The sequence below is a fragment of the Rhodococcus sp. KBW08 genome (assembly GCF_003852455.1).
GTDB lineage: Bacteria > Actinomycetota > Actinomycetes > Mycobacteriales > Mycobacteriaceae > Rhodococcus_F > Rhodococcus_F baikonurensis.
Genome location: NZ_QAJJ01000009.1, coordinates 643,842 through 668,069, shown reverse-complemented (window position 1 = coordinate 668,069; position 24,228 = coordinate 643,842). Strand labels below are relative to the sequence as shown.

Below are 24,228 nucleotides of genomic sequence, written 5' to 3'. Positions count from 1 at the left end.
CGGTTCTGCCGGTCACGCGGTAGCAGTGGTGTAAGACTTCTCGGATGAACGAATCGAGGAAGTCGGTGCACCGCCGCACTGCGTGGACGTCGGAGCGGTGGCAGCTCACCACCGACATCCCCTTGACCGCTGCGGCCTGCCTGTTCTTGGTGGCGTACGCGTACCAAGTCCTGGCGCAACCGACTGGCTTCCCGCATCGCCTGACCGAATGGATCATGTGGGCCGCGTGGGTCGTATTTGCCGTCGACTACGCAGTTCGCCTGTGGTTGGCTCCTGCTCGCGGTCGCTGGTTCGTCAGGCATCTCTTGGACTTGGCGATGGTGGTGTTGCCCATGCTGCGTCCCTTGCGTCTCCTTCGGTTGGTCACCCTGCTTGCAATAGTCCACCGCTCGAGCGGGCAAAGCTTGCGTGGACGCATGGTTATTTACGCCACTGGTGCCACGGCCTTGCTGATCGGTGTCGCGGCGCTGGCCATGCTCGATGCCGAGCGTCACGCGCAGGGCGCTGCCATCACGTCGTACGGAACGGCATTGTGGTGGGCGATGGAGACGGTCACGACCGTCGGTTACGGAGACATGGCTCCTGTCACTACAACCGGGCGCCTGATCGCCGGAGCGTTGATGATCGGCGGAATTGCGTTGCTGGGCATCGTGACTGCCACACTCGCTTCCTGGTTGGTCGAGCGAGTGGCGGAACAGGACGAGGCAGGGCAGGCCGCGACGCGCAAGCAGGTGGCGGATTTGTCGGAGGAGGTTCGAGCTTTGGCCGCCCGCACGCACCGGGTCGATCTCGCGTCGGTCGATACCGATTCGCTGCGTCGTGAATTGGCGTCGAGGGGGGTCGTGGCGCAGCACGCGTCTTCGGACAACTGACATGCATCGCAGCGAACAATAGAACGATGGTCTGATAATCTTGCGTGATGGTGGCGACCCACGGATTTCAGCGCGCGCGCAGGCCTGAGCAGATCGAAGCGCGTCGGTGCGCGATTCTCGATGCGGCCCGTGCGATGCTCGGGTCCAGACCCGTCGCCGACATCAGCCTGCGTGAGCTCAGTGAGAGCGTCGGCCTGGCGAAGTCGAACGTGCTCCGGTACTTCGACAGTCGCGAGGCCATCTTTCTCGAAGTGCTCGACGAGAACTGGGTTGCGTGGCTGGACGGGTTGTCCGAGTCGTTGACTCCGGCCGGTGACGACTCGCCATACGCCCCTGAAATTCATGTGGCATCCGCGGTTGCGGAATCGCTTGTCGGACAGCGATTGCTGTGCGAGTTGATGAGCGTCATGGCCGGGGTCCTCGAAAGAAACATCTCCGTCGACTTCGCCCGCGACTTCAAGAAGCGGGCGACGGTCAACTCGGGAAGGTTTGCATCGCTGGTTCATTCACAGCTGCCCCACCTCTCGGAAGGCGACGCGGCACAATTCGCCAAGGTGACCCTGGTGATCGTTGCCGGCTTGTGGCCCACGGCCGAGCCTGCCGAATCCATCGTCGTCGTGCTGAACGAGATGCAGGCGCCCCCAGCTGCCGACATGTTCGCAGTCGGCCTGCGCGAAGGCCTGATCAACCAGCTCGTCGGGTTGTCGGCGCGAGCGGCAACCCGAACGAGCTGAGATCGATCAGGCGCGGTGCAGCGTCAGAACGGTGATCTCGCTCGGTGCGAACACTCGGAATGGTGGACCCCAGAACCCGGTTCCACGGCTGGTGTACAGCTGCGTACGTTCTCCGTGCCTGGTAAGCCCGTGCACCGAAGGTTGATCGAGTTTGACCAGAAAGTTGAAGGGCCAGATCTGTCCGCCGTGGGTATGACCGGCGAGCTGCAGATCCACTCCCGCAGAAGCGGACTGAGTAACCTGCTTCGGTTGGTGGGCGAGCATCAGGATCGGCAATTCGGGGTCGGAGCCGGCCAGGGCCATGTCGAAGTTCGCGCCGTGCCCGTCGAGCTTCGATCCCAACGCTGTCGCATCGTCGACTCCGGCGATGACCAGTCTGTCTCCGCCCTTGGTGACGACGAGGTGGCGGTTGTGCAGCGCGTCCCAGCCGATCGAGGTCATGTAGTCGAGCCACTCCTGAGCCTCGTGGAAGTACTCGTGATTGCCGGTCACGTAGACGCGAGCGAGCCCGGCTTCGACCGATGCGAGGGGGGTCGCTTGGCCGAGTCGCTGCTCTACCGTTCCGTCGGCGATGTCACCGACGTGGGCCACGATGTCGGCGTCGAGATCGTTGACTGCCGCGATGACGCGCTCGGACCACTTCTCGCGATTGATCGGCCCGAAGTGGGTGTCGGTGATCGCGACTACCCGAAGTTTGTCCATCCCCGCACCAAGGCGGGGGATGGTGACGTCGACCTGCTTGATCCGTGGCAGTCTCATGGCTTCCCGGTAGCCCCAGATCAGCAGAAGGGCCGAGATGATCAGTGCGGCAACGGCGACGATTCTCGATCGAAACGGGTCATCCACGCCGCCGACGAGCAGTCCGAGCCTCAGAACTTCGCCGAGCAGGGTCCACACGAACACGACCCAGATGATTCCGAGGAGTGCGTCGCCGATCAGGCGAACTGGATCGCGGTCGGTGTGTCCGTGGCTGAGCACCATGCTCGCAGGCAGGGCGATCAAGAGGGCGGCAAACAGAACGGTGCCGAAAACTGCCACCGCCGTCGGCCAGTCCGGCCGGACGAACAAGCTCCACCATGGGTACACGAACAACAGAGCCAAGATCGACGCGACAATCGCGGATATGGCAACGATCCGCAACGGTCTGCGGCGCGGAACTCGAGCGACGTCGGTCGCCTGGGGTGTAGTCACCCCGTCCAGAGTAAAGGTCCACTGGTCTATTAACAAGGGGACAGTGGTCCGCTATCGGGATGTCGGTGTTCTCGGATAGGTTTCCGAACATTGAAACTCGGCCAGTTATCAGGTGGGTGGCGCATGGAGAAGTACGACGTCAAGAAGGCATACAAGGATCTCTACTCGCCTGGGCGCCGCGATTTTGCCCTCGTGACCGTTCCCCGCTTCGGCTACTTCGCCGTCGACGGTCACGGCGACCCCAACACTGCCACCGAGTACTCCGAGGCGCTCGAAGCGCTGTATTCGGTGTCCTACTCGGCAAAATTCGCTAGCAAGAAGGAATTGGATCGCGACTTCGTCGTTGGCCCGCTGGAAGGGTTGTGGCGGGCAGATGATCCCGAGGTGTTCGTGACACGGGACAAGGCGGCTTGGGATTGGACGATGATGATCTCGCAACCGGAATGGATCGCTCAGGCCGAACTGTCTGCGGCGATCGCCTCAGTTCGAGCCAAAGCGGTCCGCGCCAAGAAGAACGTGGCGGCTTTGGACAAGGTGCGGTTCCTCGAATTGGAGGAGGGCCTGTCCGTCCAGATTCTTCACGTAGGTTCCTACGACGACGAGGCCCCCACCTTGGACCGCTTGCACAACACGTTCATCCCGTCGAACGGCTTCAGTTTCAACGGCGATCATCACGAGATCTACCTCAGTGATGCGCGCCGGACGCCGCCCGAGAAACTGAAGACGGTTCTGCGTCAGCCTGTTTCGAGGTAGCAACGTTTTCGAGGTAGTGATTACGGCTCGAGGCCGCGCAACTTCTCGAGGTCACGTCGCTCTCGCTTGGTCGGCCGGCCGGCGCCGCGATCACGTCGCGGTATGGACGCGATCAGTTCGGGCGGTGGTGGGGGTGGTGAATTGTCCTGCAGGCAATCGGCGGCCAGCACGGCGCTGACTCGCTTCGTGATCGGCTTGACTACTACGACGATGCGCTCGATGCCGGATACACGCACCCGTACCTCGTCGCCGGCTTTCACCTGCTGAGCCGCCTTCGCCGACGTTCCGTTGACCCGAACGTGTCCCGATCGGCAGGCGGTCGCCGCCTGCGAGCGTGTCTTGAACAGCCGAACCGCCCACGTCCAGCTGTCCACGCGGACACTGATCGCGTCGGAGGGGAGATGAGCTGGCACGCACTCCAGCCTACCGACGAGCGCTCACAGACCCTGCGCGCGGATGCCCGAGTAGGCGCGCGGTGCATACCGCAGTCGTAGCGGCAGCAGATGCCAGAATCGATCTGTCAATGTCAGGAAGCGGGCGAACCAGAAGTACATCCGTTCGTCGCGCGGCGTCCACTCCCATTCGAGGGTCTCACGCGCCTTCGCCGGCATCAGTGCCTTGCCGATCCAGTTCGCCACAGCCATCGTGGGGCGTGAGGTAAGACGCCACAGCCACGTCGGAACCTTCGGAGCAGGCGCGATGTCGTGCTCGGCGATGCGCGTCGACCATTTTGTGGTGTGGGTGTTGATCAGGTGGTTGTCGAGCATGTCTTCCCAATACGTGCGGAAGCTGGCGTAGTCGTCGAAAGCCGGTCGATCGGTGAGTCCGTAACAGCGCCACCAAGTTACGGCCTCACGGACAAGTTGGTCCTTCTGCTCCTGCGTGAACTTCTTGTACGCGAATCGCTCGTTGAAATCGAGAATCACCTCGAAGAACGTGACGTGTGTCCACCAGAAAGTGTCAGGAGTGAGGGCGTGGTAGCGCCCGCCGGTTTCGTCGATTCCTTTGAGATCGGTGTGGAAGTTGCGAACAAGCGTGCCTGTGCCCTCTTCGGTCCGGTCGTACACGACGCCGTAGATGGGCGGCAGTGAGCGGAACAGGCGGTCGAGCGGGTTGTCGAAGAAATTCGAATGATCTTGCAGCGCTCCGCTTACCGCGGGGTGCATGTTCTGCAGGGTGCCTGCGCGTCCGAGGTACAGCAGGCCGCGAACGTCGCCGAAGTGCGTCCACGTCAGGGAGCCGGGGCCGATCGGATCGGCTCGTAGTTCTCGAGGCTTCGATCGACGAGTGCCCGTGTCTGCATCGCTGCTCATCTGGGTGGCCCCTCCGCCTGCGCTCATGTGACAACGGTTGTTGTCACATGATGACTTTTGCTGCGCCACGCGAATTTGTCAATGGATTCGACAAGATCTGTCCGAAACAACTCCGGCCCCTCACCTGCAACAGGTAAGGGGCCGGAAAGAGTGAAGCGGGCGGTCTCAGGCGTATTCGTAGAAGCCGCGACCGGTCTTCTTTCCGAGGCGACCGGCGTCGACCATGCGGCGAAGCAGCGCCGGCGGAGCGTAATGCGGTTCTGCGAATTCCGCGTACAGGGACTCGGCTGCTGCGAGGGCAATGTCGAGACCGACGGTGTCGAGGAGCGTCAGCGGGCCCATCGGGTAGCCGCAGCCGCCCTTCATGGCCTCGTCGATGTCTTCTGCTGTGGCGTAGCCGGATTCGAGCATCCGGACTGCCTGGCACAGGTACGGGATGAGCAGAGCGTTGACGATGAAGCCCGAGCGGTCGCCCGCGCGGACCGTCTTCTTACGCAACGTGTTCTTGGCGTAGTCGGTGACGGCGAGGACGGTCTCTTCGGACGTCGTGAGGCTGACCACGATCTCCACGAGCGGCATGACCGGCACGGGGTTGAAGAAGTGAACGCCCACAACCTGGCCGGGGCGCGAGGTGGCCTTGGCGATCTTGATGACGGGGATCGACGAGGTGTTGGTCGCCAGAATGCCTGCAGGCTTGACGATCTTGTCGAGCTTGCCGAAGATCTCGTACTTGAGAGCTTCGATCTCGGGAGCGGCCTCGATCACCAGATCGCGATCGGCGAACTCTTCCATGTCCAGGGTGACGCGAACGCGTGCGATGGCGGCGTCGGCGTCTTCCTGCGTGATCTTGCCCTTGGCTACGCCGCGGTTGATCGACTTGGCGATCCGTTCGCGAGCAGCGGCGGCAAATTCTTCCTTGGTTTCGAGCACCAGTACCGAGCTACCGGCTTTTGCACAAACTTCGGCAATGCCGGCACCCATGGTGCCGCCGCCGATTACGCCTACGAGTTCCACGATTCTCCTCAAGATTCTTCAGACAGGGGACAAGCCCCCGTGCGCGGTTAAGGAGTCTATGGACTGCCTAACCGCGCACAGGGCCGGAGGCCCTACTTCAGCAGCGCACGCGACATCACGACGCGCTGAATCTGGTTGGTGCCCTCGTAGATCTGCGTGATCTTGGCGTCGCGCATCATGCGCTCGACCGGGAAATCGGTGGTGTAGCCGGCGCCACCGAACAGCTGTACGGCGTCGGTGGTGACCTCCATGGCAACGTCCGAAGCGAAGCACTTGGCGGCGGCGGAGATGAAGCCGAGGTTCTTCTCGCCGCGCTCGGCGCGAGCTGCGGAGGTGTAGACCATCAGGCGTGCTGCTTCGACCTTCATCGCCATGTCGGCGAGCATGAACTGAACAGCCTGGAAGTCGCTGATGGACTTGCCGAACTGCTTGCGGTCCTTGGTGTATGCAAGGGCCGCGTCGAGTGCGCCCTGGGCGAGACCGACAGCCTGTGCGCCGATGGTGGGACGCGTGTGGTCGAGGGTCTCGAGTGCCGTCTTGAAGCCGGTGCCCGGCTCGCCGATGATGCGGTCGCCGGGGATGCGGCAGTTCTCGAAGTACAGCTCAGCGGTGGGGGAGCCCTTGATGCCGAGCTTCTTTTCCTTCGGTCCGACGACAAAGCCCTCGTCGTCCTTGTGGACCATGAAGGAGGAGATGCCGTTTGCACCCTTGTCGGGATCTGTGACAGCCATGACGGTGTACCAGGTCGACTTGCCGCCGTTGGTGATCCAGCACTTGGAGCCGTTGAGGATCCAGTCGTCGCCATCAGCCTTCGCGCGGGTACGCATCGAGGCCGCGTCGGATCCGGCTTCACGCTCGGACAGCGCGTACGACGCCATTCCGCCGTTGACCAGATCCGGGAGCACCTTGGACTTGAGCTCTTCGGAACCCTTGAGGATCAGGCCCATGGTGCCGAGCTTGTTCACGGCGGGGATCAGCGAGGAGGAGCCACAGACGCGGGCAACTTCCTCGATGACGATGCAGGTGGCGACGGAGTCGGCGCCCTGGCCGTCGTAAGCCTCGGGAACGTGGATGGCGTTGAAGCCCGACGCGTTGAGAGCGGTGAGTGCTTCCTCGGGGAAGCGTGCGTTCTCGTCGACGTCCTTGGCGTACGGCGCGATTTCCTTCTCGGAGAGTCCGCGGATAGCAGCCCGCAGTTCGTCGTGCTCTTCGTTCAACGCGAAGAGATTGAAATCCGGGTTTCCTGCCATGGGAACGCTCCTTGGTGAAGGTGGCTTGAAGGCGGTTGGTGCGGCTCCGGCGTTACCGACGAGATTCGCGGACAGACCGGTGCCAATGACCCCAGTCAAACACGGCACTGAGTGCCAGGTCAAGGGATGGGTGTGTGAAGTTTCGGTGCACGAGGAGTGTCAGCCGAGTTGTTCGTGGATCTTTCTGCTGATCTCCTCGGCAGAAGTGCCCGGGGGAAATGCTACTACCAGCACGGACTTCGATTCCGGCGCGCTGGTCTTGGATCCAGGGGCCACGCCGTACGTCCGCCGAACGTCGAGCAGTGCTTGACTCAGCGCATCGGCCGTGGCGTCCTCGTCACCCTTGATCATGCTTCGCAGGAGGTAGTTGTGGCACGCGGTGACAGCTGCGGCAAAACCGACAACCTCGAGGACAGGTTCGCGGGGGACAGCGCTGCGTAGGTAGTCGACGAAGAGGCGCTCGTAACGGAATCCGGTGACGAGCTCGCGGTCGCGAAGAGCGGGGACGTGTTGTACGACGCGGTATCGCCGCATCGACAGGTCACGGTTCCGGCGGAAGAAATCGAAGACCAGTCCCGCCGCCTCGCACACCGATGCCCAGGGGTCGGCGGAATCGGACGCCAGGAACTCGGCCACGTGTTCGAGGAGGGACTCGTGATCGGCGAAGATCACGTCTTCCTTGGAGCGGAACTGCCGGAAGAACGTCCGACGTGACACGCCCGCGGCAGCGGCGATCTGCTCGACGGTGGTGGCTTCGTACCCGTTCTCCGAGAACAACCGAATCGCTTGAGACGCGACGTGTACCCGAAACTGTGCGGGGTCAGTTCCGGGCAGGTCTGCGCGTTCACTCATGGGGTCAAGTATTGCGCCTGTTCGCACCATCCCGGTGTGGCGGGCGGTATCCGGATGCCGATCAGTTCCATCTCAACGGTGAGCGGTGGACGTGAATTGGTAAGTTGCCGCCTCGACGATCTCGTCAGGGGTGATGGCGATCTCCTCGTTCAACCACGCGGTGACCAATTCGGCAAGGCCCCCGACGAAGAGCAGTCCGTTGATCTGACCTTGATGAGGTGGCCAAGCTCGGTCGCCGTACATTCGCGTGGCTTCGTCCGCGACCATCTGGGCGAAGCCGTGCAGTACCGCGCGCCGGTGTGCGCGAAGCGGTTCGTATGCAGCGGATTCGATCATTGCCACACGCCCCTTGCGGGGATCGTCGGTGAGGAGGCTGACGAACGACGTGATGGCATCTCTTGCGCGCTCCTCGAGCGTCCCCTCGCTCGTTCGTAGCGCGGCCAGGCCGGCGTCGCGAACCTCGTCGGCAATTCCGTCCAGGATCTTTTCCAGCAGTTCGTCTCTGCTGGAGAAACTTTCGTAGAAGTAGCGTTCCGTCAACTTCGCTCGCGCACAGATCGCGGTCATCGTGGCGCCTCGACTGCCCGCGGCAGCGAACAGTTCCAACCCTGCCTCGAGCAAGCTCTCGCGCCGCAGTGCTGAGCGCTGGTCGCCGCTCAGGCCGGCATACCGCCGCGGCGTAGGAGAAGTCATAGGTCGATATTGACAGACGCATCGGTGTGACGCAGACTACAGTCAATCTGACAGTGGCTACTGTCAGATTGAGCGAGAATAGAGGTCACAGTGTCCAAGATCCTGGCTCGTCCCCCCATGAACTCGCAGTTGCAACCGATTTCGGGCCGTTCCGGGCTGCCCCTGGTCGGACACGCGCTCGCCTACATTCGCGATCCGCTCGCTCTGATGCAAGAGAATTGGGATCGATTCGGCGAGGTGTCCTGGTTCTCGATGGTCGGTCGGAAATGGATCGCTGTACTCGGGCCTGACGCGTGTCAGGAGGTGCTGCAGAACAAGGATCGGGCATTCGTCAACAGCGACGGCTGGTCGGTACTTATCGGCCCCTTCTTTCACGGCGGGCTGATGCTGCTCGATTCGGAGGAACATCTACGACACCGTCGAATCATGCAGCAGGCGTTCACCCGGACACGGATCGAGAAGTCTGTCGACGCTCTCAATCCCGCAATCGACTCGGCGCTCGACGCGTGGTCGCCCACTGACGAATTCCGTGCCTACACGGCATTGAAGACACTGACCCTCGATCTCGCGACCGACATCTTCATGGGCGGGGTGGAAGGAAGCACCGAGAGTGAAATATCCTCGGTGAAGAAGGCTTTCGTCGATTGTGTCCAGGCAGCAACCTCTCTGATCCGCTACCCGGTGCCGGGGACGCGATGGAAGCGCGGCCTGGACGGCCGGCGGGTTCTCGAAGAGTTCTTCCGTCGGTACCTGCCGGCGCGTCGAAATCTCGAAACCGACGACCTCTTCTCCGTGCTCTGTCACATCGAATCCGAAGCGGGACAACGCTTCAGCGACGACGAAGTGATCGATCACATGATCTTTCTCCTGATGGCCGCACACGACACTTCGACGATCACCCTGTCCACGATGATGCAATACCTGGGGCAACACCCGAAGTGGCAGGACAGGTGCCGCGCCGAGTCGCTCGCCCTGGCGACCTCGACGCCGAGTTATGCAGATCTGGACGGCCTGAGCAGCCTTGACCTGGTGATGAAGGAATGCCTCCGACTCGTCTCGCCCGTACCGGTCATGGCGCGGCGAGCGGTCCGCGACACTCGAGTACGCGGTCACTTCGTGCCTGCGGGAACGTATGTTTCCGTCGCCCCTCACTTCACACACCACATGGCGCAGTACTGGCCCGATCCCGAGCGTTTCGATCCCGAGCGTTTCGCCGAGAATCGACGCGAAGACAAGGTGCATCGCTACGCGTGGGAGCCGTTCGGCGGTGGAGTGCACAAATGTCTGGGGATGCACTTCGCCGGCGCCGAGATCAAGGCGATCATGCACCACCTCCTCACGCGCTTCGACTGGAACGTCGACGCAGATTACGTCGCTCCGCTCGACTTCACGTCGTTGCCGTTCCCTTCGGACGGGCAACCTGTCGATCTGCGCCGGCGGTATTCCCCGGTGCGCTGAGACCCGTCGGCAGAGTTACTTCGACGCACGCAGTTCGAACTTGAGAACCTTGCCTGTCGGGGTGCGCGGAAGGTCGAGCGGGAAGACGATGTCGCGGGGAACCTTGTACCCGGCCAGCAAGGTGCGGGTGTGCTCGACGATCTCTTCTGCCGAAGCCTGCAATCCCTTGCCCAGCACCACGAATGCCTTCGGACGCTCGCCCCACTTCTCGTCGGGCACGCCGACGACTGCCACGTCGACCACGGCCGGGTGACTCATGATCGCCTGCTCCACCTCGACCGTGGAAATGTTCTCGCCGCCCGAGATGATGATGTCCTTCGCGCGGTCCTTGAGCTGAATGTAACCGTCGGGATGCATGACGCCGAGGTCGCCGGAATGGAACCAACCACCGGCAAACGCTTCGGCGGTCGCGGTCTCGTCTCGGTAGTACCCGAGCATCACGTTGTTGCCGCGGAGCACGATCTCACCCATCGTCCGACCGTCGGCGGGAACGTCGTTCATCTCGGCATCGACAACGCGGGCATTTTCGGCCTGCACCATGCCGACTCCCTGGCGGGAGAGCAGTGCGGCGCGCTCGGACTGCGGCTTGTCGTCCCAGGCTTCCTGGTACTCGCAGATCGTGTACGGACCGTACACCTCCGTGAGGCCGTAGACGTGAACGACGGTGACGCCGATGTCTTCGAGTTTTCCGATGATCGTCGGCGACGGCGGAGCCCCGGCCGTCGTGATGCGTAGTGCGTCGACCTTGTGGGCCTGCTCGGCATCCGCGATGGTCGAGCAGACGGTGGGGGCGCCGCACAGATGCGTCACGCCCAGATTGTCGATGGCATCCCAGATCGCGTCGGCGCGGACCGCACGGAGGCAGATGTGTGTGCCGGCGGCCTGGGTGACGGCCCAGGGCGTGCACCACCCGTTGCAGTGGAACATCGGCAGCGTCCACAGGTACTTCGTCGATCCGTCGAAGCCGTTGTGGAAGGTCTCGCCGAGCGAGTTCAGGTATGCCCCGCGGTGGGAGTACATGACGCCCTTGGGTTTTCCGGTGGTGCCCGAGGTGTAGTTGATGGCGATGCACTGCTGCTCGTCGTCGACGCCCCAGTGCAATGGCTGATCGGCGAGTGCTTCGGCTTCGACAATCAGATCGGCGTACTGCCCGGTGACGATTCCGGCGGGGACCTCCGGGTACGGCACAGTGGAATCCGGAATCTCGATGATCTCGCGAAGGCTCGCGACGTTTGCCTTGGACGAGGAGACGGAGCCGACGAATTCGGAGTCGACGAACAGGATCGCGGTTCCCGAATGATCGAGGATGTACTCGAGCTCAGGTCCGGCGAGACGCGAGTTCAGGGCGATCAGGACCCCACCGGCGAGCGGGACGGCAAAATGCGCGAACAGCATCTCGGGAACGTTCGGCGCCAGGTATGCAACGCGGTCACCGGGCTGAATGCGCTCACGTAGGACGCGGGCCAGCGCGGCGACCTCGTCGCCGAACTCTCGGTACGTGTACGTCCGGTCGCCGTGAACTACGGCGGTGCGATCGGGGAACACCGCAGCGCTGCGCTCGAGAAAGCGCAGCGGACTGAGCGGGGTGTTGTTGGCTGCGAGAGCTGTCGAGACAGACACGGTTCCTCCGAAGGCGACGTGGCACGGTTGGTGTCACGATAAGTGTGATCGGCACTACAAATGGCCTGGATGCACGCTATTGCCCAGCCGAAGGTGCCGCTACCCTCTGAATTGGGTACGTGGAGGTGAGAGTGAGCAGGGTACTGAGACCGAGCGACGACGACGCGTTGCGCGCCGAACTGCGTCGGCTGCACCCCAAAACCGAGTTGCCGGTTCTGTTCGGCGGCTGCGTCAGCGACCGGTCGCTGACCATCACCGGTCACGTCGGCACGCGCAGCAACATCCTGCGAAACCTTCGGATCGACGCCGAATGCGGACTCGGCGGTCGGGCGATCGCAGAACAACGACCGGGCGCAGTCCAGGACTACGCGAACTCGTCGCACATCACTCACGACTACGACTACGAAGTGGGCACCGAAGCGATCGAATCCTTGATGGCGGTGCCGATCGTCGTACGCGGGGTTACCCGCGGAGCGATCTACGGAGGACTGCGCGCCAACCTGCCGATCGGAGACGTGATTGCCGAGACGATGATGCGATCGTCGTACGCGTTGGCCCGCGAATTCGAGATCCGCGACGAGGTGGATCGGCGGGTGGCGATGCTCGATACCGCTGCGGTGGAACATGGTTCGAACCGAGACGCCCAGATATCCGAAGGGCTGACCGAGAGCGTTCTGGCGCTCGGCGAGATCGCGGCAAACCTCGAGGACACTGCTCTCAGCGCACAGGTCCATGCCGTCGAGGCCAAGCTGCGTGCTTTGGTGTCGCCGAAGCCTTCGACGAACACTCCAGCTGTGAACAGTGTTGTCCTGTCGCCACGCGAGCGGAAGGTGATGGGCTACGTCGCTCTCGGACTGCGCAACGCCGAGATAGCCGAGAGGTTGTCGTTGAGCGTCGAAACGATCAAGACGTACATGCGGAATCTGATGGGAAAGCTCGATGTCCGCAGTCGTCACGAAGCTGTTGTGGAAGCGCGGCGGCAAGGTTTGATTCTGTAGGGCTGACCCTGCGCGGCGGTCCCGCCAAGCGGAATTTCGACACCACGTCGAGGCTCCGATTGATATGACGGACCTCACTATCGGCAGAGTTCCACACGAGTGATGAGGGCATCGATGCAGGATTTGTTCGACAACAACGACATGACCGGCCTTGCCGAAGCGATCAAGAGCGGTGACGTCTCAGCCAAGGAAGTCCTCGAGTTCAGCCTGGACAGACTCGACGAGCGCAACCCTGCAGTCAATGCGGTGATCAGTGAGCGTCGCGAGGAAGCGCGCAACGAAGTATCGAACGGCCTGCCGGAAGGTCCATTGCACGGCGTCCCGTTCGTGATCAAAGACCTGGGCTTGGACGTCGCAGGATTGCCGAGCACCAACGGATCTCGATTGTTCGCCGACGCTGTGGCAGAAAAAGATTCGACGCTCGTGGAGCGATACCGTGAGGCCGGTCTGGTTGTCATCGGCAAGACGAACACACCGGAGTTCGGTAAGAACGCGAGTACCGAACCTGCGCTGTTCGGTCCCACCCGCAACCCTTACGCCCTCGATCGTTCACCCGGCGGATCTTCGGGTGGCACGGCTGTAGCGGTTGCCGTCGGGATCGTGCCCGGCGGCCATGCCAGTGACGGCGGTGGATCGATCCGTATTCCCGCATCGGCCTGTGGCTTGGTAGGCCTCAAGCCCAGCCGCGGACGCACTCCGACGGCACCGGCGCGCACGCTGTTCTCGTCGCCGATGAGTGTTCATCACGCACTCACCCGAAGTGTCCGCGACACTGCGCTGCTTCTCGATCTGTCCGCCGGGCCGACAGTGGGCGATCCTTACGTGATCCTGGCGCCGAGGCGGCCGTACATCGAGGAAGTGGGTGCGGATCCCGGACGGTTGCGGATTGGTCTGAGCAACGTGCTGCCGGACGGCACCCCGGTGGACCCGGAGTGCGCGGCCGTCACAACCAGTGTTGCCGGCCTGCTCGAAGAACTCGGTCACGATGTCACCGAGGGCGCCCCGAACTTTCCGCTCGATGCCCTTACTGCCGGACTCTCCGTGTTGATGGGCATACCGATGACGATCGAGGTCGATGAACGACTGGAGACACTGAACCGCGCAATCCGCGACGACGACCTCGAGCCGATGGCTCGGATGATCTACGACCGCGCGAAGTCCGAAAGTGCGACGAACGTCGTCAAGGCATTGCAGGAACTCGAGCGGGCTGCCCAGGTGATCGGTGCGTTCTTTGTCGATCACGACCTGCTGCTGACTCCGACGATGGCTCGGCCGGCAGCTCCGCTCGGTTTGCTCGATACGGCAAATCCCATGTCGATCTGGGAGCATTCGGCCGGATACAGCGGCTTGACCAGTCCGTTCAACAGTTCCGGTCAGCCTGCGATTTCCTTGCCGATGGGTCATGACTCGGCCGGTGTGCCGATCGGCGTGCAGTTGGTCGGCGCGTTCGGGCGTGAAGATTTGCTGATTCAGGTTGCGTCGCAACTGGAAACGGCGCGTCCGTGGTCCATTGCGCCGGTGTGGCCGCCGGTCCCGCAGTAGCTCGCGCGACCGTCCGAGCCGGGGAGGGCGTCAGGCGATGATGCGAATCGGCCACTGGCCGTTCACATCTGCCACGTCCCTCCCTTGGCTGAGTAGGTACTCGGCGAAATCGCGTTGCCGCTCGGCGTGCCAATCGGCTTGATCGACCATGAGATCGAGCCCCAGGATGTCGGGGAACCGTACGGCGAGCTCGCGGGCCAACGCCGCCGCTGCTTTGGCATCGGCCTCGGCTTCGTGGGCGGACTCGAGGGAAATCCCGTAGTGCTCGCACACGGCTGCGAGCGTTCGTTTGCCCTTGCGGAACGTGTCCATCGCGCGATCGATCACGTACGGATCGATGACCAACCCCGGAACGAAGGCGGGCTTACCGATGCGCAGACCTTCGGCATGCATGACCGTCAGATCGTAGGAGGCGTTGAACGCTACGACAGCGTGATCGCGCGCCCAGGAATTGTGCAGAGCCTCGCGAATCTCTTCGTAGCCCTCGGAGTAGTTCTGGCCGTGTTGCGCCGCGTACTCGGTGCTGATGCCGTGAATGGCCGAGGCACCGGCGGGGATGTCGACGCCGGGATCGAGTAGCCACGTGCGTGTTTCGACCTTCGCACCGTCGATCACCGCGACGCAGGCACTGACGATGCGGGCGGTCGACGGATTCCGTCCCGTGGTTTCGAGGTCGAACGCGCAGATCGGGCGATCGGACCAGCTACTCATCGGGGGCCTTTCGGTGCAGTACGTCATGTCCGAATCACTATGCACCGAGCTACCGACACAAACGACGAACAGTCACCTCCACCGGGTGAGGTGGAGGTGACTGCAGCTGACGCCGGTAACCTACAGAATCTCGGTTCCGACGGTGAAGCGCTCCATGACGTCTTCACGCGGAGTCACACCGAAGCCCGGTCCCTGCGGCACGGAGATGTGGCCGTCCTCGATGACAAACGGTTCGGTGATGTCTTCCTTGTAGAAGCGATCGGACGCCGAGATGTCACCGGGCAGTGTGAAGCCGTCCAGTGCTGCGAGTGCGGCGTTGGCGGCGCGTCCGATTCCGGTCTCGAGCATCCCGCCGCACCACACCGCGATTCCGTGCGCCGAGGCGAGATCATGGATCCGCTTGGCTTCCAGGTATCCACCGACACGGCTCGGCTTGATGTTGATGACCGAAGCGGCACCGAGCGTGATGGCATCCGCTGCATCCTTGGCCGACTCGACCGACTCGTCGAGGCAGATCGGAGTCGAGAGCGACTGGGCGAGCTTGGCGTGCTGCACCAAATCGTCTTCGGCCAGCGGCTGTTCGATGAGGAGCAGTGCAAATTCGTCCAGGCGACGCAGCAACTGTGCGTCGACGAGGGTGTACGCGGCGTTCGCATCGACCTGTAGGGGCACGTCGTAGCCGAACTCCTTGCGCACCGCCGCCACGGGAGCGATGTCCCAGCCCGGCTTGATCTTCAGTTTGATTCGCACGTATCCCTGCGACAGATAGTTGCCGACGGTCTCGAGCAACTGCGGAATGCTGTCCTGGATGCCGACGGATACTCCCGAGGGAACTCGTGTGCGCGTTGCACCGAGGTACCGAGCGAAAGATTGTCCACGAGCGCGCAATTCGGCGTCGAGGATTGCCATTTCGATGGCCGACTTGGACATCTGATGACCCACGATGTGGTGAAGCACGCTGCCGACGGTCTCGGCGGTGAGCGGCTGATCCGACTGCGACTTACGCAGCGTCGGAACGAGATACTCGCGAAGCATCGCGCGCGCACCGGCGGTGTACTCCGAGTTGTAGTACGGATCGCTCAGCGAGCCGCACTCGCCCCAGCCGACAGTCTCCACCGGGCCATTGGGGCCGTCGGTGGTGCCCCTCACCTTCAGGACGAGGGTGTTGCGCTCGAGTTGCGTGCTGAACGACGTGGTGAAGGGGGAGACGAGAGGGATGCGCAGTTCGCGCAATTCGACGGACTCAATGTGCATGGACTTGCTCTTCTCCGGTTGTCTCGCAGATTTTCGTGAACATGTAATAGCCGCTGGGGTCGAAGCCGGTCGATTGCCATTCCTTCGAGGCGATCAGTGGTTCGAGGTACTCGCGAAGCGCGTGTCGCCAGGCGAAGGCAGACGCGCGGTCGACGGTTCTCAGATGCTCTATGTCTCTGGGTATTCCGACCGCGATGTCGACGCAGTCGAGTGGGATCGGGAGCATCCGAGGCGTCCCGTCTTCGGTGGGTTGGAGCACTTTGAATGTATCATCAACGGCCACAGGAGAACTCGGAGCTCCGTCGGCGTCGAGATCCCAGCTGACCAGCATGCGGTCGCTGGCGTCGCCGGCATTGATGCCGTCTGCCATCGATCCGTAGAAATCCGGGTTGTATTCGGCGGGTTCGGCACCGAGACGCTGGATGTTGAAGTAGGCATTTCGTGCGACGAGTGGATCGAAGGTCCACCGGATCGTCCTGACGCCGCGCTCGATGCACCAGTCACGCTGATGATGCTTGAGGGCGCGGCCGATTCCCTTGCCTGCATGCCCGGGTAGAACTCCGGCGATGTGTGAGTGCAGGACCTCGCCGAGAGGCTCGACGAAGAATCCGACGCAACCTCCGATCATCTCGCCTTCAGAGAAGGCTCCCACCACGTAATGACCACCGTGGTGAAGCGCAACCAACATCGCCGTTCCGAAATGAGCCGGTCCGGGACTTGTAGCCCAGATCTCGTCGAAAACGGCAGACAGATCAGCTATTTCGCGGGTGTCGACCAGTTCTCGAAACTCAACCGCTTTGCTTTTCGACACGAGGGCCCCCTTCAGACGTGATCGAACGAATAAGGCCCGCAACCAACGCCGTTCTCGGGGCGATAGCGGACACGAGCGCATGCTCGGTCTCGGCGTGTGCACCGCCGCCGACGCCACCGAGGCCGTCGAGGGTGGGGATGCCGATGCCGGCAGTGAAGTTTCCGTCCGAGGCTCCGCCGACGGCGAGTCCGACGGGAGGAGTCAGATCATGCTCGAGCGCAACGCGTTCCGCCAACGCCAGCAACGGTGCGGACATCGTCGCTTCGAGAGGTGGACGGTTGACGCCACCCGAGACCGTGACTACGGCTTCGGGGTGGATTGCCTGCAGGGCTCGGATGTTCGAATCGACGCGCTCCTGCTCGGCAGCGCTGGTTGCGCGTACGTCCACGTCGACAAAGGCTTCTGCCGGAACGGTGTTGGTTGTGGTTCCGGCTGAAATGACGGTCGGGGTGACAGTGGTTGCCTGCGCCGGCGAGGACAAGTCGTTGATCGCGATCACGAGGCGAGCCAGTTCGACTGCGGAGTTGATGCCCTTTTCCGGCTCCAACCCGGCGTGCGCTGCGCGACCGGCAACATGGATCCGATACAGCGACACTCCCTTGCGGACGGTCTTGAGTTCGCCACCGTCGCCGCCGGCTTCGAGGACGAGCACCGCGCCTGCGGCAAGTTCCTCGATGAGGATTCGCGATGTGGGTGAACCGATTTCTTCGTCACCGGTGACCAGGAGTGTGATTCCGTCGAGTGCATCGTCGCCGTGCAACTCCCGGACGATCGACAGGGCGTGAATTGCCTGAACGACACCAAGTTTCATGTCGAGTCCACCCGGACCCCGAAGGGCTCCGTCGGTCACCGCTGCGGGTAGACGCGTCAGGGTGCCGATCGGCCACACGGTGTCGTGATGACCGAGGAGCATCAACCGCGTCGGGGAATCACCGAAGCGGGTCACCAGGTGGGTTCGGCCTTCCGTCACTATCGACTCCGGTGTCACGCCGAGTCGTTCGTGGACAAGGTCTGACGTCCATTTCGCGCTGCGTGCAACAGCTTCGAGATCGTGCGACGGCGACTCGACTTCGATGAGCGCGATGGCATCCTCGAGGATCTGAGGAAGTTGGCGCTCGGCCAGATCGCGGAGAATGGTCATCGGTTGTTCACTCGCGGATACGCGCGGCTTCCGACGTGTAGCAATTGTGTACTCCCGGTGTCGGAGAAAGTGATCCGGATCCAACCCGCTGATTGCGGTAGTTGGGTCGCGAATACTCCAGGGTGAACTTCGATCAGGCTGAGAGAGATGGACTCTGCGCTTTCGGCGTTGATCGAAGGGTCGATGTGATCGGTGCGGCGGGCGGTCAGGGAACCGCCGGTCCTCTCCAGGACGAAATCGGCTGCAGCATCGCGGTACAGACCGCACAGTGCATCGAGTTCCTCAGGTGAGGATGTGGTGCGGGTGTGAGGGTCTCCAGGCGAAAATGCCGGTGTCACGGCGACGCCGCCGATGGAACCGATCACTTCGGCGAGAAGGTCGCCCGAGAGTGCGTCCATTGCACCGCCGTTGGCCATCAGGACTACGGCAATGCCGCAGGAGGGGACCACCCTCAAGAAGGACTGCTGTCCGAGAGTTCCGCCGTTGTGGCCATGCGCGAGCACTCCGTCCCAATTGTGCAGTAGCCACGTGGTTCCCATGATGTCTGCAGACGACACGTCACCGATCTGTCGGCGCTCCTCGAGCATCGCCAGATGAGTGGAACGCTGAAGCAGAATCGGATCCTCGCGCATCGAATCCTGCGCGAACAGGAGTAGATCTTCGGCTGTGCTGTTGATGAGGCCGGCCGGGCCCATCGAGCGAGGGATGAGGAATTGTGGTGTCTGCGCGAGATTGTCGCCACCGCCGACGTGCCCGACTGCAGCGCGGTGCAGCGCCGTCTCCTCAGGCAGGGTCGTGGTCTTGGCCAGGCCGAGCGGCTCGATGATTCGCTCGCGCAGAACCGCATCCCAACTCTTGCCTCGGAGAACCTCGATGATTCGTCCGGCGATCACGAAGCCGGTGTTGCAGTACGACCAATCGGTGCCGGGTGCGAAGAGTTGCACCGTCGACTTCAGAGCAGCAACGTAACGCTCGACGCAGTCGTCGCCGCGGCCGCCATCGATGAAGACGTCACCGTCGATGCCGCTGGTATGAGTCAACAGTTGACGAGTCGTGACCGTTGCAGTGGCTACCGCATCGTCGACTGCGAAGTCCGGCAGTATGTTCCGAACAGGTGCATCGAGGTCGAGCAACCCTTCCTCCACGAGTTGCATGATCAGCGTGGCCGTCCAGACCTTGCTGATCGAACCCATCTGGAACAACGTGTCGGGAGTCGCCGCGACTCCGGTGCGGGTACTGACGACACCGGACGTGACCACGGTGCGGTCGAAACCGCTGCGGGTAGTGGTCAGAATTCCCAGCGAGGCACCAGGTACCCCGTATTTCGCACTCAGGGTGTCGAGTCGGTACTGCCAGTAGTCGGGATCGACCGTGGTCAGTGCCGGCGTAGGGGAGAGGTGGCGTTCGATCCAGTCGACGAGACGAGTGCTGTAGCCCAGACGGTGGGACGGCCGACCCGTCAGCACGAAGGCATGCGACGCGTCCGGGAAGACCACCAGCTCGGTCGGGGTGCCGGCCAAACGCAGTCCACCGAACCACTGTTCTGCCTGGTTGACCGGGCAGCGCACGTCGCTGCCGCCGTGAAGAATCAGCGTCGGTGTCGTCACCTGGGAGACTCGCCCCAGCGGCGAAAGTTCCTGTACCCGAGATGACTGCGGGTCGAATTCGACCGTCTGTAGCAAAATGCCCTCGTCCGAGGGGCCGGCCGTATTCGCGATGTCGCAAACGAGGCCACCGGCGACTGCGACGGCAAACCGATCGGTGACGGACGTCAGGGCGCACGTCATGAATCCGCCATAGCTGTAGCCCGTGAGCACCAGTTGCTTCGGATCGGCTACCCCTTCGGCGACAAGGGTTTCGACCGGTTCGAGCAGGTCTGCACGATCCGCCTCGCCCCAGCCGTCCCGCACACCGTCGAAGAAGTCGTTTCCGTAGCCGTCACTTCCACGCGGATTGATCATCAAGACCGTGTATCCGAGCGCAACCAATTCCGCGTGGTACGCGTGCATGAGGGTGGGGGTACCGGTCCAGGCATTATGCGGCCCACCATGGACGTCCAGGACCAGTGGTCCGGTGCCCGTGAGGTTCGGGTCGCGCAGGATCCAACCCTGAACTCGGGTGCCGTCGCTGATGTCGAACCAACGCTCGGTGGCGACGGGAAACGCGACGGAAGTTGTCAGTTCCGTGTTCAATTCGGTTACGATCTCGACGGCGCGAGTCTCGAGATCGATGACGGCGACCTCACCGAAGGACGTCGCCGTTGCCAGCGCGACGACGGCCCGCCCGGACGTCAAGGCCAGGCCGGAGACCACTGCCTGCTCTCCGATGAGAAGTGGTGAGACGGAGCCTGATCCGAAATCCACCTTGTGCAGTTCGGTGGAGCCGTGGTTGCGGATGCAGAAGACGATGTTGCCGTCCGCGGTGAAACTCGGTGCGCCACCGGGATAACCGGTCCCGCCAGGCATGACGTTTCGGTCGAGTTCGGATGTCAGGCTGCGGTCTTCCATTCGCTGGTCGCGATGCAGGACGAGAAGTTCGCTGTTGTGAATGATCGGCGTGTGCCAACCGACTGCTACGACGGCGTCGCCGGCCGGTGTCCACGCAAGTGGTCCGGCGATCCCGCGTGCGTGCCCCAACATCCGCGGAGCGGCGGCGAGATCAGTAAGCGACACGGTCCAGGCGGAACTCGCCCGCGTCAGATCGGCGTCGCCGTCCATCGCTGCGGTGAAGGCCAGCTCGGTGCCGTCGGGACTGTACGCGGGATGCGAAGCGTCCCAATCGCCGTCCGTCAGTTGCCGTAGCGACCCGGCGGCCAGATCGAACTCGAACAGGTGCGCCCGAACGCTGCCCCGGACACCGGATCCGTCGACCTTGTAGTTGAGGCGTTTCGCCACCAAGAGGTGTGACGATCCGGCGGCAGTGCGGTCGACCGGAGCGCTGAAGGCGATTCGAGCGCCGTCGGGAGAGAACACCGGTGCCCCAGCACCGAGCGGGAGTTGTTCCGCGGTGGTCATCTGAACGGCGGGCCCACCGCCGGCATCGACCTTCCACAGTTGTGGTGTGCCCGAGGAATCCGGCCGCACGAAGACCAACAGCGTGGAAACGGGATGCCACGCCGGCGAGGTATCGGCAGGACCTACCGTGAGCTGTAGTTGCGGGGAAGCCAACCAGATCGAGTGCTCGTTGGTATCTGCGCCCGGGTTCGACTCCGTACGTACGTATGCAATGCGTCCCGACGCCGATACAGCGATGCCGGTTGGTGTGACGACTGATGCGTAATCGTGGATTCGTGCCGAACGACGTTCTTCGGCACGGGATACGGCAGCAGGGGATTCGAGAGTAGTCGGTGTTGTCATTGGAACATCGGCTCCCCGAAGGTCGGGATCGCGGACAACAGCTTTGCCGTGTACGGCTCCTTGGGCGAATCGATCACGTCGAGAACCGGCCCGTGTTCGACGATCTCACCGCCGAGCATGACTGCGACGTGGTCACAGACATAGCGGATCACCGCAAGGTTGTGACTGACGAACAGAACTGTCAGACCTAGTTGCTTCTGCAGATCGACCAAGAGATTCAGAACCGCGCCCTGTACGGATACGTCGAGTGCAGAGGTGATTTCGTCGGCAAGCAGAACTGCCGGTGCGGCTGCCAATGCCCGTGCGAGGGCAACGCGTTGGCGCTGACCACCAGACAACGACGACGGGTATTCGTGCGCCTTCTCCACCGGCAGTTGGACGGTGGTGAGGAGTCGGGCCACCTCGGCAGCGCGGTCGCCGCGGCTGCGGCGAGCTTTGTCACGACGCTCGGTGGACCGCAGAGCCTCGGCGAGTGACTGGCCGATGGTCATTCGTGGGTCGAGGCACGAGTACGGATCTTGGAAGACCATCTGGATCCGGTGGCGCAGACGAGCCGTCGCGCCGCGGGCGTGAGCGACGTCCACACCGTCGAGAAGGATCTGGCCGGAACTGGGCTCGGCCAGGCCGACAGTTGCTCGCGCCAGTGTCGACTTTCCGGAACCCGATTCACCGACAAGCCCGACCACCGATCCGGAGGGGATGTCGAGATTGATGTTCTTGACGGCGTGGAATTTTTTCGAACCGCTACCGAGGTGGACGTTGACGTCACGGAATTCGAGCCTGCTCATCGGATCTCCTCTGCAACAGCCAACAGTTCTTCCAACTCGATGTCGGCGGTGCTCTCCTCGGCGTCGAGGCTCTCCACCTGCCAGGCTTCGTCGACGGTGGCAAGCGGCTTGTCGCGATCTGTGCTCATGGTGGGGACCGCGGCGATCAGCGCGCGGGTGTACGGATGCTTTGCACGACCGGCAATCAGATCGTCGACTGCGATGTCTTCGACGATTTCGCCGGCAAACATGACCAGGACACGGGTGCACATGCCGGTGATGACGGCCATGTCGTGCGAGATGAGAAGGATTGCGGCACCGGTTTCTTCGCGAACCTCGTGGAGCAGCCCGAGGACCTCACGCTGAACGGTCACGTCGAGCGCGGTGGTGGGTTCGTCCGCGATGATCAGAGCGGGCTTGCCCATCAGACCCATGGCGATCATCGCGCGCTGACGCATACCGCCGGAGAACTCGTGGGGGTACTGCTTCGCACGCCTGGGCGCGTCGGGGATCTTGACGGCGTTCAGTCGCTCGACTGCCGCCTTCTTCGCGTCGGCCTTGCTCATACCTTCGTGGAGCCAACCGATCTCGGCGACCTGGTATCCGACCTTGAGAGACGGATTCATGGACGACATCGGATCCTGGAACACCATCGCCATACGTGTGCCGAGTTGGCGGGCAACCTTGCGCGAAGCCGCGTTGTCCGGCCGCTTCCCGTCCTTCATCAGCACGGTGCCGTCGAACTCGATGAGCCCGGCGTCGACCACGGTGGGATGGTCGGTCAGCTGCGCGATTGCCATGCAACTCAGTGACTTTCCGGAGCCGGATTCACCGACGATGCCCACGGTTTCGCCGCGATGAACTGTAAAACTGATGTTGTCGACGGGCCGACGCCAGTCGTCACCCGCGGGGACTGCGACGGACATGTTGCGGACGGTGAGAACTGCGTCCTCGTCGCTGGGTGCCGAATCGGCCTGGGCAGTTTTCCGGTTGATCGGCTTCCACTTCGGCAGGCGACTGCTGATCGGGCTGCGAACTCCCGAGCCGCGAGCAATGGCCTCGCCGAGCAGCGTGAAGGTCAAGCCGGCGAGCACGACGGCGATGCCGGGGGCAAGTGCGGTGGCCGGGTTGACGAAGATCTTCGACAGACCTTCGTTGAGCATCCGGCCCCAGTCGAATGCAGGCGGCTGAATGCCCAAGCCGAGGAACGAGAGTCCGGCGAAGACCACGAGGCCGCTGCCGACAGCGATGCTGGCATTGACGATGAGTGGTTCACGGATATTGGGGAGAATGTGGCGGAACAGCAACCCGGGCTTGGTGACCCCGAGGATGCGTGCTGCGTCGATGAAGTCACGTCCGTTGACCGACGAAGCCAGTGCGTACGTCAACCTCGCGAACGGCGAGGCCAGGGCAAGACCGATGGCGATCACCGCGCTGCCCGCACCCTGTCCGAGAACTACCAACAGGAAGATCGCGAGGAGCAGTCCGGGGAATGCGATGGCGAAGTTGAGGAATGCCACGACCATGCGTCCGACCCAGCGGGGAGCGAGCGTCGGGAGCGTACCGAGTATCAGGCCAATTGTGACACCGAGTGCGACGGCTCCGAGAGCCATGAGCACCGACAGTCTCGCGGCGGTCATCGTGCGGGCGAAGACGTCACGCCCGCCGGCGTCGGTGCCGAAGATGTGCTCGGAACTCGGTCCCTGAGACAGTGCCTTCGGGTTGGCTGCGACAGCGGCGTCACCCCAGATCATCGGTCCGAAGATGACGAGGGCGATCAGAGCGGTCAGGAAGGTGAGGGCCAGGATTCCCAGTGGGGTGCGGAACGTTCCGACGATCCAGTGTCGTCGCGGGGGCGTCTTGGGGGCCGCAGTGGGGGCCGTAGGTGAGGTGCTCAA

21 protein-coding genes are annotated in these 24,228 nt (G+C 62.8%); 6 read left to right on the top strand and 15 right to left on the bottom strand.

The genetic code is table 11. The features are described 5' to 3' along the window. Positions 1-44 precede the first annotated feature (44 nt). A complete protein-coding gene (locus DBV08_RS13995; RefSeq protein ID WP_124567783.1) occupies positions 45-872 on the top strand; it encodes a potassium channel family protein in 828 nt (275 codons plus the stop codon). A 47-nt stretch (positions 873-919) separates the two neighbouring features. Further along, on the top strand, positions 920-1,606 hold the full coding sequence (locus DBV08_RS13990; RefSeq protein WP_047889678.1) for a TetR/AcrR family transcriptional regulator: 687 nt from the start codon (positions 920-922) through the stop codon (positions 1,604-1,606). A gap of 6 nt (positions 1,607-1,612) precedes the next feature. Here DBV08_RS13990 and DBV08_RS13985 read toward each other — a convergent pair whose 3' ends face one another. Next, positions 1,613-2,797, bottom strand: a complete 1,185-nt coding sequence (locus DBV08_RS13985; protein WP_124567782.1) for a metallophosphoesterase — start codon at positions 2,795-2,797, stop codon at positions 1,613-1,615. 123 nt (positions 2,798-2,920) lie between these two features. On the opposite strand from DBV08_RS13985, the gene DBV08_RS13980 reads away from it, so the two are divergent. Then, complete coding sequence (locus DBV08_RS13980) at positions 2,921-3,550, top strand: GyrI-like domain-containing protein (RefSeq protein ID WP_042952895.1); 630 nt, start codon at positions 2,921-2,923, stop codon at positions 3,548-3,550. 20 nt (positions 3,551-3,570) lie between these two features. Here the strand turns inward: DBV08_RS13980 and DBV08_RS13975 are convergent, their stop codons facing one another. The 6 genes from DBV08_RS13975 to DBV08_RS13950 form a co-directional block, all read right to left on the bottom strand. After that, positions 3,571-3,963, bottom strand: a complete 393-nt coding sequence (locus DBV08_RS13975; RefSeq protein ID WP_003940158.1) for an RNA-binding S4 domain-containing protein — start codon at positions 3,961-3,963, stop codon at positions 3,571-3,573. Positions 3,964-3,987: 24 nt separating this feature from the next. Further along, the gene (locus DBV08_RS13970) at positions 3,988-4,890 is read right to left on the bottom strand and encodes an oxygenase MpaB family protein (protein WP_260395575.1); all 903 of its coding nucleotides are present in this window, start codon (positions 4,888-4,890) and stop codon (positions 3,988-3,990) included. 138 nt (positions 4,891-5,028) lie between these two features. Further along, complete coding sequence (locus DBV08_RS13965) at positions 5,029-5,877, bottom strand: 3-hydroxybutyryl-CoA dehydrogenase (protein ID WP_020909078.1); 849 nt, start codon at positions 5,875-5,877, stop codon at positions 5,029-5,031. Positions 5,878-5,969: 92 nt separating this feature from the next. Beyond that, positions 5,970-7,127: an acyl-CoA dehydrogenase gene (locus DBV08_RS13960; protein ID WP_003939784.1), complete on the bottom strand. Its 1,158-nt coding sequence runs from the start codon at positions 7,125-7,127 to the stop codon at positions 5,970-5,972. A gap of 159 nt (positions 7,128-7,286) precedes the next feature. After that, on the bottom strand, positions 7,287-7,979 hold the full coding sequence (locus tag DBV08_RS13955) for a TetR family transcriptional regulator (protein ID WP_095968854.1): 693 nt from the start codon (positions 7,977-7,979) through the stop codon (positions 7,287-7,289). A 72-nt stretch (positions 7,980-8,051) separates the two neighbouring features. Next, a complete protein-coding gene (locus tag DBV08_RS13950; protein ID WP_124567781.1) occupies positions 8,052-8,672 on the bottom strand; it encodes a TetR/AcrR family transcriptional regulator in 621 nt (206 codons plus the stop codon). A gap of 90 nt (positions 8,673-8,762) precedes the next feature. Between DBV08_RS13950 and DBV08_RS13945 the strand changes: the two genes are divergently transcribed. Beyond that, a complete protein-coding gene (locus DBV08_RS13945; RefSeq protein ID WP_095968536.1) occupies positions 8,763-10,130 on the top strand; it encodes a cytochrome P450 in 1,368 nt (455 codons plus the stop codon). A 15-nt stretch (positions 10,131-10,145) separates the two neighbouring features. Here DBV08_RS13945 and DBV08_RS13940 read toward each other — a convergent pair whose 3' ends face one another. After that, on the bottom strand, positions 10,146-11,750 hold the full coding sequence (locus tag DBV08_RS13940; RefSeq protein ID WP_095968537.1) for an AMP-binding protein: 1,605 nt from the start codon (positions 11,748-11,750) through the stop codon (positions 10,146-10,148). A gap of 131 nt (positions 11,751-11,881) precedes the next feature. Here DBV08_RS13940 and DBV08_RS13935 point away from each other — a divergent pair, with 131 nt between their 5' ends. Further along, on the top strand, positions 11,882-12,748 hold the full coding sequence (locus DBV08_RS13935; protein WP_124567780.1) for a response regulator transcription factor: 867 nt from the start codon (positions 11,882-11,884) through the stop codon (positions 12,746-12,748). 114 nt (positions 12,749-12,862) lie between these two features. Next, on the top strand, positions 12,863-14,290 hold the full coding sequence (locus DBV08_RS13930; RefSeq protein WP_124567779.1) for an amidase: 1,428 nt from the start codon (positions 12,863-12,865) through the stop codon (positions 14,288-14,290). Positions 14,291-14,320: 30 nt separating this feature from the next. On the opposite strand, the gene DBV08_RS13925 is transcribed toward DBV08_RS13930, so the two are convergent. The 7 genes from DBV08_RS13925 to DBV08_RS13895 form a co-directional block, all read right to left on the bottom strand. After that, a complete protein-coding gene (locus DBV08_RS13925) occupies positions 14,321-15,001 on the bottom strand; it encodes a 3'-5' exonuclease (RefSeq protein ID WP_124567778.1) in 681 nt (226 codons plus the stop codon). A 120-nt stretch (positions 15,002-15,121) separates the two neighbouring features. Next, a complete protein-coding gene (menC, locus tag DBV08_RS13920) occupies positions 15,122-16,255 on the bottom strand; it encodes an o-succinylbenzoate synthase (protein ID WP_124567777.1) in 1,134 nt (377 codons plus the stop codon). Continuing rightward, a complete protein-coding gene (locus DBV08_RS13915; RefSeq protein WP_124567776.1) occupies positions 16,245-17,066 on the bottom strand; it encodes a GNAT family N-acetyltransferase in 822 nt (273 codons plus the stop codon). The genes menC and DBV08_RS13915 overlap by 11 nt, the downstream gene beginning before the upstream one ends. Next, positions 17,044-18,207 carry a M20/M25/M40 family metallo-hydrolase gene (locus DBV08_RS13910; protein ID WP_124567775.1) on the bottom strand — a complete coding sequence of 388 codons (1,164 nt, stop codon included), beginning with the start codon at positions 18,205-18,207 and terminating at the stop codon, positions 17,044-17,046. The genes DBV08_RS13915 and DBV08_RS13910 overlap by 23 nt, the downstream gene beginning before the upstream one ends. Beyond that, on the bottom strand, positions 18,204-21,563 hold the full coding sequence (locus DBV08_RS13905; RefSeq protein ID WP_124567774.1) for a serine hydrolase: 3,360 nt from the start codon (positions 21,561-21,563) through the stop codon (positions 18,204-18,206). The genes DBV08_RS13910 and DBV08_RS13905 overlap by 4 nt, the downstream gene beginning before the upstream one ends. Further along, positions 21,560-22,351 (bottom strand): ABC transporter ATP-binding protein, encoded by a 792-nt coding sequence (locus tag DBV08_RS13900; RefSeq protein WP_003940215.1) that lies wholly within the window; start codon positions 22,349-22,351, stop codon positions 21,560-21,562. The genes DBV08_RS13905 and DBV08_RS13900 overlap by 4 nt, the downstream gene beginning before the upstream one ends. Then, positions 22,348-24,228: a dipeptide/oligopeptide/nickel ABC transporter permease/ATP-binding protein gene (locus DBV08_RS13895; RefSeq protein WP_235170262.1), complete on the bottom strand. Its 1,881-nt coding sequence runs from the start codon at positions 24,226-24,228 to the stop codon at positions 22,348-22,350. Before DBV08_RS13895 ends, DBV08_RS13900 begins: the two co-directional genes overlap by 4 nt.

What these genes read in the sequence shown, in the direction of transcription:
- DBV08_RS13905 (WP_124567774.1), bottom strand. Translation starts at nt 21,563, where the DNA reads ATGACAACACCGACTACTCTCGAATCCCCTGCTGCCGTATCCCGTGCC.
- DBV08_RS13980 (WP_042952895.1), top strand. Translation starts at nt 2,921, where the DNA reads ATGGAGAAGTACGACGTCAAGAAGGCATACAAGGATCTCTACTCGCCT.
- menC (WP_124567777.1), bottom strand. Translation starts at nt 16,255, where the DNA reads ATGCACATTGAGTCCGTCGAATTGCGCGAACTGCGCATCCCTCTCGTC.
- DBV08_RS13995 (WP_124567783.1), top strand. Translation starts at nt 45, where the DNA reads ATGAACGAATCGAGGAAGTCGGTGCACCGCCGCACTGCGTGGACGTCG.
- DBV08_RS13960 (WP_003939784.1), bottom strand. Translation starts at nt 7,127, where the DNA reads ATGGCAGGAAACCCGGATTTCAATCTCTTCGCGTTGAACGAAGAGCAC.
- DBV08_RS13970 (WP_260395575.1), bottom strand. Translation starts at nt 4,890, where the DNA reads ATGAGCGCAGGCGGAGGGGCCACCCAGATGAGCAGCGATGCAGACACG.
- DBV08_RS13955 (WP_095968854.1), bottom strand. Translation starts at nt 7,979, where the DNA reads ATGAGTGAACGCGCAGACCTGCCCGGAACTGACCCCGCACAGTTTCGG.
- DBV08_RS13990 (WP_047889678.1), top strand. Translation starts at nt 920, where the DNA reads ATGGTGGCGACCCACGGATTTCAGCGCGCGCGCAGGCCTGAGCAGATC.
- DBV08_RS13900 (WP_003940215.1), bottom strand. Translation starts at nt 22,351, where the DNA reads ATGAGCAGGCTCGAATTCCGTGACGTCAACGTCCACCTCGGTAGCGGT.
- DBV08_RS13930 (WP_124567779.1), top strand. Translation starts at nt 12,863, where the DNA reads ATGCAGGATTTGTTCGACAACAACGACATGACCGGCCTTGCCGAAGCG.
- DBV08_RS13925 (WP_124567778.1), bottom strand. Translation starts at nt 15,001, where the DNA reads ATGAGTAGCTGGTCCGATCGCCCGATCTGCGCGTTCGACCTCGAAACC.
- DBV08_RS13950 (WP_124567781.1), bottom strand. Translation starts at nt 8,672, where the DNA reads ATGACTTCTCCTACGCCGCGGCGGTATGCCGGCCTGAGCGGCGACCAG.
- DBV08_RS13910 (WP_124567775.1), bottom strand. Translation starts at nt 18,207, where the DNA reads ATGACCATTCTCCGCGATCTGGCCGAGCGCCAACTTCCTCAGATCCTC.